The organism is Actinomadura sp. NBRC 104412, from assembly GCF_030269515.1.
Lineage (GTDB): Bacteria > Actinomycetota > Actinomycetes > Streptosporangiales > Streptosporangiaceae > Spirillospora.
Window position 1 is genome coordinate 77,262 of record NZ_BSTM01000004.1, and the last position, 10,573, is coordinate 87,834.

The following is a 10,573-nucleotide window of genomic DNA, read 5'->3' on the forward strand; positions in this document are numbered from 1 at the left end:
GCATTCCCCCGGCGCACGTACTGGGCCGACCCTGAGCCAACGCCCAGGGCCTCAGCGGCTAATCCGGCGGGTCGAGCACGAGCAGGGACGCCAGTTCGGAGGGATTGACCTTCTCCACCCGTACGGCGTCGCATCCGACCCACTCCGCCGCACGCCACAAGGCGGTGCGCAGGGCGTCGAAGGCCGTCCCCCTCCGGGCGGCCGTCTTCACCGCCCAGGGCTCCAAGGAGATCTGCCGGGCGACCAGAGTGCGTCCCTCACGTGCCGGATCGACCCTTCCCAGCAGGCGCCCTCCGGCCAGCAGCGGCATCGCGAAGTACCCGTGGACGCGCTTGGCCTTGGGCACGTACGCCTCCAGGCGATGATCGAACCCGAACATCCGTGACGTCCGGGCCCTGTCCCAGACCAGCGAGTCGAACGGCGACAGCAGCGTCGTCGCGTGCCGCCCCCGTACCGGCTCGGCCAGCGCCCCGGGGTCGGCCCACGCCCCGTTGCGCCAGCCCTGGACCTTGACCGGGACGAGCCCCGCCGCCTCCGCCACCGCGTCGACCTGGTCGGCCCTCAACCGGTAGTAGTCGGCCAGGTCCGTCCGCGTCCCGACGCCGAGATACCGCGCCGACCGGGCGACCAGGCCGGTCAGGCACTCGGTGTCGTCCGGGTCCTTGTCGAGCAGCCGGGACGGGATCGCCCGTTCCGCCAGGTCATAGACGCGCCGCCACCCGATCCGCCGGACGCACACGACCTCGCCGATGTCCAGCAGCCACTCGATCGCGATCTTGTGGTCGCTCCACTGCCACCAGTCGCCGCCCGCCTTAGCCCCGCCCAGCTCTCTGGTGGTCAGCGGCCCTTCGGCGCTGAGCCTCTTCAGGACGTCCTCGCACACGCCCTCGGGCACCTTGTGCCAGCGCCACCCCCGCGCCCGGAACGCCCGACGCCTGAACGAGAACAGCGGCCAATCCTCCAGCGGAAGCACCGAGGCCGCGTGAGCCCAGTACTCGAAGCCCGCGCCCTCGCCCCAGTAGGCCGCCTCGACCGCGTCCCGCCCGATGGCGCCGAGCCGCGCGTACGGCACCAGCTCGTGCGAACGCGCCAGGACGGAGATGGTGTCGAGTTGGACGGCGCCCAGCGCGCCCAGCAACCCCCGTATCCCGCCACGCCGCAGGCCCGACCCGAGCAGCCCCTGAGCGCGAAGCTGCAACCGCCGTGCCTCGTCCGCGCTGAGTTCGATGCCATCCACGCCGCCGATGCTAAGCGACAACACCGACAAAACCCGATTGCCGGTTCCCAAGGGCACCCGCTCCGCACCGTCCACGGCAGGGCCGGTCAGGCAATCGACAGGAGGCGGAACCTCAAAGGCCCAGCGCCCAGCCACTCCCCCGAACCGCCCAAGCCGCGCCGCTTGACCCGAAACCTGCCGAACGTCCGTCCGGGAGGCTCGTCAAAGCACGCGGCCCGGTCCTCATGGCCCGGCGAAGGCAGGCGCGGCCTCGAGCAGGTGGCGGCCTATCGTCTGGTCCCCGCTGATGGACGCGGCCACGCTGGAGGGATCGCGACGGTCGGCGGCCAGCATGCAGAACTCCAGGGCGTCCATCCGCAGCGTGACCACCGGCGCCGCCGCACCGTCCCCGCCCAGCGTCACGAGCCAGTCGCCTCCCCCAGGGCCGTCCAGCACGACCCTCGCCCGTCCTTCAGGGCTCAGCCCGCGCAACGACCAGGCCGCCGGAAGGGCACGCACCCCAAGAGCGGCGATGGCGTGGAGGTGCTGAGGCAGAGGAGCAGGCAGGTTCCGCCCAACGACCTTGGCGATGTCCGTGCTGTGCACCCACGTCTCGAAGGCACGAGCGACGACCGCGTTGTCCAACCGCATCGGCTGCAGGATGTTGACCTTCCGCCCGGCCTCCAGAGCGTTCAGCCGGGCACAAAGCTCCCGCGCCTGGCTGCGCCAACTACCCCAGGTCTCCTCAACACGCCGCCCGCGCTCGAACCGGATCGCCTCAGCCGTATAAGCCTCCACCCGATTCTCACCACCCCCTCCCTCGACCCCGGACCGCCCAGCACCCTCCTGCGGCGAACCAGCGCCCGCACGGACCCCCGGACCTCCAGAGCCCAGCCCAGAGGCATCCCGCCGGCCCCCGTTCCCACGGACATCGTTTCCCGACGCGCCAGATCGGCGATCAGCATCGCCGGTGTCTCCCTGCGACATCGCCGGAAGTTGCTCAAGCAACAAACGATCGGTGGCGGACAGATGCGCCACGACGTCTTGAACGTTCCAGTCATAGATGACCGTGGTCGCCCATTCCCCTGCGCTCAGCTCAGCCAGCAGCGCGTCCAGCACGGAGACCTGCGCCGCGTACGGCGCCGCGAACTCAGGCACCACAGGCGCGGGCGCCCGCCGCCCCACCGCAGCCCCCAGAACCCGAGCCCGCAACCCCCCAGGCACCAGCTTCGGATCATCAGGTACCGGGACGGGAGCGCCGGGCATTGGGGAATCAGGTAGCGGGTCGTCAGGGGCCTGAGGGGTGGCGGGGTTCGTTGAGGCGATCAGGCGGCGGCTTTCGTCAGCGCATTCGGCGCAGTCGGCCAGGTGTTCTCGGACGAGGGCGGCCTCCTGCGGCGAGCAGGCGCCGATCGCCCAGGCAGCCAGCAGGGGCGCCACGTCCCGGTGCGACGCCGTCATGGTGATCCCCTCCTTGGCCCGGCGTTCACTCTTCGCTCGTGGAGGCCGGGCCGGATGAAGATCCTCTGTGACCACCGACGTCCCGGTAACCCGCGGCGCCCCTCAGGTGATCTCGAGGAGCTTCTCCCTTACCGCGTATACCACGGCCTCCATCCTGGAGTGCAACTGCAACTTCTCCAGAATGTTCCGGACGTGGTTCTTGACGGTGTTCTCGGAGATGAACAGCTCCCGGGCGATCTCCCGGTTGCCCAGGCCGCGGGCGACCAGGCGCAGCACCTCCATCTCGCGTTCCGTGAGGCGGGGGGCGGGAACCTGCTGCGTGCGCTCCTCGCTGCGCTTGGCCAGCGCCGCGAACTCCGTGATCAGCTTGGACGCCATCGAGGGGCTGATCAGCGACTGGCCGCCGTGGACGGCGCGCACCGCCTGCGGCACCTCGTCGATGGAGATCTCCTTGAGCAGATAGCCGCTGGCCCCGGCCTTGATCGCCTCGAAGAGGTCCTCCTCCTCGTCGCTGATGGTCAGCATCACGATCTTGGCGCTGGGCGCCGCTTCCTTGATCGCCGTGCAGGCTTCGATGCCGCTGCGGCGCGGCATGCGGATGTCCATGAGGACGACGTCGGGTAGCAGGTCGCCCGCCATCTCGACCGCCTCGTGGCCGTCCCCGCCCTCACCGATGACCTCGATGTCGTCCTCGCCCTGCAGCACCATCTCCAGGCCGCGGCGGAACAGCGCGTGGTCGTCCACGATGAGCACGCGGATGGGATCGGCGGGGCCCTCGCCTGCCGGGGTGTCGCCGGAGGCGGCCTGCCGGGGTGCCGCCGCGGCGCCGCGAGCCTGGGGATTCTCGCTCACCTGAGTCGCGGCGTGGAGGATACGCCGCTTCCCCCCTTCACTCTGAGGTCTTGGATGGAACGGAGGGGCACGCGGGCGGGGGGCGGACCGGGGGGCGGGACCGTCCACCGCCGAGGACTCACCTCGGAAGCGCGCGCTCGGCGCGGATCCCTACTGCCCCGGACCACCGCGTCCGCGGCTTGCTGTGTTGACGCCTTTCTAGATCATGACACGCTCTCGACCGCGACGTGACGCATGCCGCACATCACTCCTCAACGAGCCGGATGACGCCGTAGTCCCAGCCTCTCCTCCTGTATACGACGGAAGGGTGGCCCGTGGCCTTGTCCCGGAAGAGGAAGAAGTCGTGACCGACCAGTTCCATCTCGAAAAGCGCCTGTTCGATGCCCATCGGGTCGGCCTTGTGGAACTTCTCACGCACGACGAGCGGGCAGTCGCCCTCCGTCGGGATCGGCACCAGATGCTCGTCCGCCCTCTCCTTGTCGCCGGCCGTCGCCGGGGCCGGGTCGGCCTGTGCAGGGTCGGCCTGTACGGAGTCGGCCTGTGCGGGCTTCGCGGGCAGGGATCGGGCGTTCCTGGCCTTGCCCTGTGGCGCGGGCGCCGCGTCCGCGGTGGCGTCGGGAATCGCCTCCATGGTCGCGAGCTTGGCCGGTGACCGGTTGCCGTGGTGGACCTTCCTGCGGTCGTGTTCGCGGCGCAGCTTGGACTCCAGCTTGCCCAAGGCCAGGTCGAGGGCTCCGTACCGATCGTCCGCCGCGGCCTCGGCCCGGATCACCGGGCCCTTGGAGCGGATCGTGAGCTCGACCCGTTCCCACTGGTCGGCCTGGCGCGGGTTGCGTTCCTGCGATACCTCGACATCGACCCTCATGACCTTGCGGTCCAGCCGTTCGATCTTGGCCAGCTTGGTGTCGACGTGGCGCCGGAACCTGTCGTTGACGTCGGTGTGACGGCCCCTCACGGTGATGTCCACGCGGGACCCCCCTTCTCCCGATTGCGATCTTCGCCCGCCCCGCCCCTTCGGACGAGCGGGACGGGCGTCACGATCCGCTGGGGTCGCACCCGCCCGGCCGACCTGGTCTTCGTCCCCACATCCGCCTGCTGAGGGGCTCGCGGCGCTCTCGCCACTACTGCCCTTCTCCCGGTTCGGGGGATGTCGGATCCCTCGACGGGGCAGGACTTACCTCTAAGGCGCACCGTGATCGGTCGACGAGAAGTCGCCTTACGTGGGCCGTTTCGCCTGCGCCTGGCATCGGCTTGCCGGACCGGCTGCCACGCTCCTGACGAGCGCCGCCATCCGACGCAACCACGGACCCGGGCGGGTGCCATGTCAGGAACGCTAACCGCTTACGCCATGAATGTCAGGGGGGTGACGCCAGGAAATACTCACGGACGGTCATCACCGATGCCCGCGCCGCCACCTGCCTCACCCCCTCCGAACCCGCTCACAAGCCGTTGCACCAACGTAATCCGCGTGCATCCCCCGTCCATCACCGGCGCAGGTCATGGCTGTCTGACCAGCCGGTGAGTTTGACAGATCTCTACCGTTCACATCACTCGACGTGACCATTGGCCGACCCCCATTCACGGAGCGTCCCGACTAAACCGGACCCCCGTCCGCTACTCCATGTAACTCAGCACCCTGTGACCGACCCCACACGAACATTCTCACCCTCGTCCCCTCCCCGCCCTCTCCGTTAGTTCGGTCAGCGGCGGCGGGAGGGGTGGTGTCTGGGGGTGGTCGCTACGGTGGCGGCGGCGTGGACGTGGGCGCCTGCTGCTGTCAGGGTGCGGGCGGCTTCGGACAGGGTGGCGCCGGTGGTGATGACGTCGTCGACCAGGATGATGTCGCGACCCGCCACCGGGGCTCCTGGGACGACGCCCAGGGCGCCCGCCAGATTGCGCGCTCGCGCGGTATGGGACAGGCCGGCCTGGTCGGCCACCCTGCGGCGGTGGTAGAGCGCGTCCAGGCCCGTGACGGGCGTACCGGACGTGCGCAGGGCGCGGACGGCGGCCACGGTCATGCGCCGGGTGGGGTCGTGGCCGCGCTTCCGCAGGGCCGCACGCGAGCTTGGGACGGGCACGACGGCCACGCCGGGACGGGTGACGGCCGTCCTGATCGCGGTGGCCAGCGCGCGGCCTAAGGGCTCCGCCAGCGGGGTGCGGCCGCGTTCCTTGTGGGCCACGATCGCGGCGCGCACCGGGCCCTCGTAGCTCGCGGCCGCCCAAGGGGACGGGAGCCCCCTCGGGATCGGGTCGGGCCACGCGGGACGGGGCACGTTCTCGGTCAGGAACGCCAGGCACGAGGCGCACAGAAGGGCGGGAGAGCGCCCACAGCCGGCGCAGAGCTGAGGAAGGAGCAGGTCGAGCAGGTCGTCCAGGAGCTTCATACGTTCAACGATGAGGCGTGAAGCCCTGGGGCGGGATAGGGCGCGGGAAATGTGGATAACCTCGCGCGAGGGCAGGTCAGCGCGGGTACGTGGGGTCGGCGCCCGGGATGTTGCAGAGCCATTCGCTGAACTGCTCGCGCGGGCTGCTCTGGCGGCAGACGCTGTTCTTCCCGTTGGAGCGGGTGCCGATCAGGACGGGTTCGTTGGGGGCCGCGGCGATCGACTGGGGGGTGCCCAGGGAGCCGCCGCCCAGGGAGCGGACGGCGCTGCCGCTGACCGGAACCAGATACGCGAGCACCTGCGAGTCGGTGGTCTTCTGGCCGAGGACGGCCAGCGTCCCGAAGTCGCTCCAGGCCAGGTCGATGGCGCCGCCCAGTTCGGAGCTGACCGGCAGGAACGAGCCGACGTCCGTGCCTCCGCCGTGGACGATGCGGCCGATCTGCACCTGCGCGCTGCCCTCCACGTCGACGATCGCGGCGACGCGCACGCCGTCCCGGGCGACCTTGAAGGCCAGCACCTTGCGCCCGCCCAGCCCCCAATGCGCGACGCGCACGGGGGCGCTCCCGCGTGACTCGCGGACCCACAGCCAGGACTGGTCGTCGGTGTACTCCACCGTCCAGAGCCTGCCCTCGCGGTCCCAGGACGGCGGGGTGAAGCGCGAGTCCTTCTGGGAGCCGTTCAGCACGGTACGGACCCTGGCGCCCGCCACCATGTGGAGGGCGAGCAAGCGGTCGTGCCCGGTGCTGAGCCCGGCGACCTCCACGAAGTCGGGCGCGACGGCGGGACGGGACAAGCGGCCTTCGCCGGTGGTGACGGGTTGCGGCTGGCCGCCCTGCTGGAGCACGTTCAGGTGACCGGTGAGGCCCACCACGTAGGCGGTCTGGTCGGCGACGACGCCGTCGGGGGCGTTCTCCTGCCACGACCGGACGGGCTGCGTGCTCGGCACGTCGGACGGCGCGATCGTCTCGCCCTCGATCTGCAGCCGCCACTGCCTGATCTCCGAGAGCTGCCGCAGTGTCCAGCTGAGCTGCGCGGACATCCGTTCGACGCTGCCGGACAGGGCCTCCCGGCTCAGGTCGACGGTGGCGACGTTCTTGCTGACCGTGACGCCCCGCCCGCGCAGCCGGGTCCCGGCGGGGAACGCGCTGTTCACGGCGGGTTCCAGCCACGGCGTCGGCCCGCCCAGCAGCGCCCGGACCAGATGGGTCGGCAGCTCCTGGCGGTTCCCCAGCGGCAGGAAGATCCCGTTCGGGACGAGGGTGCGGCGGTCGGGCGCGTAGAAGAACAGGTTCACCGGACGGAACGCGCGGTCCACGTCGTTCTTGGTGAGCAGCAGCCCGGTCTGCGCCTCGGCGGGCAGGCCGGTGAGCCGCCACACCCCGCCCGCGACCTTGCCGACCTGGAACGGCACGTCGATGGGCTTGGGGTCGGCCGTGTACTGGCCGCTGGGGTCGATCGTGCCGAGCTGCCGGCCGGTGACCAGCACCGTGGCGGCGTTCGCGGTCTCCTTGACGATCTCCAGGTCGGGCCGGTCCTGGAGGACGGTGACGGCGGGCCGCGGGGTGAGCCGCCACAGCGTGCGTCCCGCGAGGTATTCGCGGGCCACCGCGTGATCGTCGTCGAAGCTGGCAGACGCGGCCAGGAACCCCGAGACGATCTGCGCCGGTCCCCAGTCGGGACGCGGATGTACCGGAATCAGCCGGACATAGGGGTCATCGACCTGCTCGGACCCCTCGGCGGGCCGTCCCGACACGACCCGCCCGCCGCTCGGCACGCTGACGCAGCCCGCGAGCAGCGCGGCCGCCACACCCAGGCAGAACGCGGATACCCAGCGGCGCGCCCGCGATCGCCCGTCCCCCGAGGGGCCGAGCCGGGTGTGCGCGAGCGGCGGCGGTTCGGGGGTGATCAATCGCCCGCCTCCAGTTCCGCGAAGAGGGGTGGAGGGCTGTCGCCGCCCGGGGGCACCAGCGGCAGCGGCGAGCCGCGGAGTTCGGCACCGGCCACCCGTGGGAGGGAGAGGCGGAACTGCGAGCCCTGCCCCGGTTCGCCCCATGCCTGTAGCCAGCCGCCGTGGAGCTGGGCGTCCTCGCGGGAGATCGACAGGCCGAGGCCGGTGCCGCCGGTGGTACGGGCACGGGCCGGGTCGGCGCGCCAGAACCGGTCGAAGACCATCTGGCTCTCCCCCGGCTTGAGGCCCACGCCGTGGTCGCGGACCGTCACGGCGACGGCGTCACGGTCGGCGCCCACGGACACGACGATGTCCTCGCCCTCCCCGTGCTCGACGGCGTTGACCAGGAGGTTGCGCAGGATCCGCTCGACACGGCGCCGGTCGACCTCGGCCATGCACGGCTCGCCGGGCAACTGGAACACCACCTTGCTGCCCTTGCGCTCGGCCAGTCCCTGGATGTCGCCGACGGCGCGCAGCACCAGGTCGCGCATGTCCAGGGACTCGGCGTCCAGGGTGGCGGCGCCCGCGTCGTGCCGGCTGATCTCCAGCAGGTCGGCCAGCAGCGACTCGAACCGCTCCAGTTGGCTCTGCAGCAGCTCCGCGGAACGCCCCACCGCCGGGTCGGAGAAGGTGTCGCGGTACTCGTAGAGCATGTCCGCCGCGATCCTGATGGTGGTCAGCGGGGTGCGCAGCTCGTGCGAGACGTCCGAGACGAACTGCCGCTGCACCTGCGACAGGTCCTCCAGCTCGACGATCTTGTCCTGGAGGTTGGCGGCCATCTCGTTGAACGAACGGGCCAGCCGGGCCAGGTCGTCCTCGCCGCGGACCCGCATCCGCTCCTCAAGCCGCCCCGCCGCCAGCCGTTGCGCGCCCTGCGCGGCCAGCCGCACCGGGATCACCACCTGCCGGGTCACCAGGGACGCGATCGCCGCGAGCAGCAGCACCAGCACCGCCCCGACGGCGGCCAGCGAACGGCCCGTGATCGTCAGCGTGCTCTGCTCCTCCGACAGCGGGAACAGGTAGTACAGCTCGTACTGCCCCGCCTTGCCGCCGACGATCAGGCCGGGCTCGGAGGGACGGCCGATATAGGACAGCCGCCCGAAGGTGTGGTTGCGGGTGCCCGGCGGCCCCTTGGCCACCTCGTCCCTGAGGCGCTGCGGGACGCTCTCCTGCCGCAGCTCGTTGGTGGCGAACCCGTCGAAGTACGGCTCCCGCACGTCCCGGATGTAGACCTCGTACAGGCCGGAGGGGCCGCTGCGGGACTTCAGCCCGTTCAGGACGCTCTCCAGCCGCCGGTCCGCGTCCGCGCTGGACGGAGGGCTGCCCAGGTCGCGCTCGACGGCGCCCAGGCCCTCGTTCAGCTGGAGCTGCGCGGCCTTGATCTTCCCGTCCATCAGGGCGGTGGTGATCTGCTGCATCAGGAACAGCCCCAGGATCGCGACGACGATCGCGGAGATGCACAGGGTCGAGGTGACCACCCGTAGCTGGATGGAGCGGCGCCACCGCGCGTAGGCACGGCGGACCGCGCCGCGCAGCACCCGGCGTCCCGTGCCGAGCCCGCGGCGGGCGACCCGCTTGACCCTGTTCATCGCGCCCTGTTCATCGCGCTGCCCATCGCGGCCTGTTCATCGCGGCCTGTTCATCGCGGCCTGTTCATCGCGCCTGGCTCGTCGTGCGCCCGCGCGCCGCGGCGGCGGGCCCGGACGGGCTCGTTCAGGCCGGACCGGCCTTGTATCCGACGCCGCGCACGGTCACCACGATCTCCGGCCGTTCCGGATCCTTCTCGATCTTGGCCCGGAGCCGCTGGACGTGGACGTTCACCAGCCGGGTGTCGGCGGCGTGCCGGTAGCCCCACACCTGCTCGAGCAGCACCTCGCGGGTGAACACCTGGCGCGGCTTGCGGGCCAGCGCCACCAGCAGGTCGAACTCCAGCGGCGTCAGCGGGATGTGCCGGTCGCCGCGTTTGACCGAGTGCCCGGCCACGTCGATGGTGATGTCGCCGATCTGGAGCGTCTCGGGCGCCGGCTCGTCGGTACGGCGGAGCCGCGCCCGCACCCGCGCCACCAGTTCCTTCGGCTTGAACGGCTTGATGATGTAGTCGTCGGCGCCCGATTCCAGGCCCAGCACCACATCAACGGTGTCGCTCTTGGCGGTCAGCATGACGATCGGAACGCCGGACTCGGCGCGGATCTGCCGGCACACGTCGATGCCGTCGGCGCCGGGGAGCATCAGGTCCAGCAGCACGAGGTCGGGCCGGGTCTCCCGGAACGCCTCCAGCGCCTTGTCACCGTCGTGGACGAACGACGGCTCGAACCCCTCGCCCCTCAGCACGATGCCCAGCATCTCGGCGAGAGCGAGGTCGTCGTCGACGACCAGTACACGTCCTCTCATGGCCCTCATCGTCACAAAGTCGGGAGTCGGCGGCGTGCAGGGGAAGCAGAAGGCACACCTTGGCGTGCCAGGTTACCCGCGTTTGTCTCGTACATGACCCCTCCTCGCAAGCGGAACGACCTGCGTCCCCGCCCGCCACCGCGGTACGGCCCGTCCCGAGGGGCCCGAGGGCATGCGGCGGAGGGCGGCGACCGGCGGTGACCGGCGGCGAGGAGCGGGGCCTACCGCGGCCGGTGGACCGGCTTCCACCGCGCCCATCGTCCCCCGGCACGCCCGGACAGGCAATCGTGGTCCCCCGCCCGTGACAGGATGGCCGGACGA

Annotated in this window: 8 protein-coding genes; all 8 read right to left on the reverse strand. The window is 71.1% G+C overall.

Annotation, left to right across the window (positions count from 1 at the left end; genetic code table 11):
• Nucleotides 1-58 precede the first annotated feature (58 nt).
• Nucleotides 59-1,237 (reverse strand): winged helix-turn-helix domain-containing protein, encoded by a 1,179-nt coding sequence (locus tag QSK21_RS06595; protein ID WP_285694384.1) that lies wholly within the window; start codon nucleotides 1,235-1,237, stop codon nucleotides 59-61.
• Nucleotides 1,238-1,459: 222 nt separating this feature from the next.
• Complete coding sequence (locus QSK21_RS06600; RefSeq protein WP_285694385.1) at nucleotides 1,460-2,677, reverse strand: maleylpyruvate isomerase N-terminal domain-containing protein; 1,218 nt, start codon at nucleotides 2,675-2,677, stop codon at nucleotides 1,460-1,462.
• Between the two features lie 102 nt (nucleotides 2,678-2,779).
• A complete protein-coding gene (locus tag QSK21_RS06605) occupies nucleotides 2,780-3,529 on the reverse strand; it encodes a response regulator (protein ID WP_502871520.1) in 750 nt (249 codons plus the stop codon).
• A gap of 244 nt (nucleotides 3,530-3,773) precedes the next feature.
• Nucleotides 3,774-4,496 (reverse strand): ribosome hibernation-promoting factor, HPF/YfiA family, encoded by a 723-nt coding sequence (gene hpf / locus QSK21_RS06610; RefSeq protein WP_285694386.1) that lies wholly within the window; start codon nucleotides 4,494-4,496, stop codon nucleotides 3,774-3,776.
• 733 nt (nucleotides 4,497-5,229) lie between these two features.
• Complete coding sequence (locus tag QSK21_RS06615) at nucleotides 5,230-5,913, reverse strand: ComF family protein (RefSeq protein WP_285694387.1); 684 nt, start codon at nucleotides 5,911-5,913, stop codon at nucleotides 5,230-5,232.
• Nucleotides 5,914-5,989: 76 nt separating this feature from the next.
• Entirely contained in the window at nucleotides 5,990-7,822 is a 1,833-nt protein-coding gene (locus tag QSK21_RS06620) for an LpqB family beta-propeller domain-containing protein (protein ID WP_285694388.1), read from the reverse strand.
• Nucleotides 7,819-9,450, reverse strand: coding sequence for an MtrAB system histidine kinase MtrB (gene mtrB / locus QSK21_RS06625; RefSeq protein WP_285694389.1), 1,632 nt, complete (start codon nucleotides 9,448-9,450; stop codon nucleotides 7,819-7,821). Before mtrB ends, QSK21_RS06620 begins: the two co-directional genes overlap by 4 nt.
• 124 nt (nucleotides 9,451-9,574) lie before the next feature.
• On the reverse strand, nucleotides 9,575-10,252 hold the full coding sequence (gene mtrA, locus QSK21_RS06630) for an MtrAB system response regulator MtrA (RefSeq protein WP_285694390.1): 678 nt from the start codon (nucleotides 10,250-10,252) through the stop codon (nucleotides 9,575-9,577).
• Nucleotides 10,253-10,573: the final 321 nt, after the last annotated feature.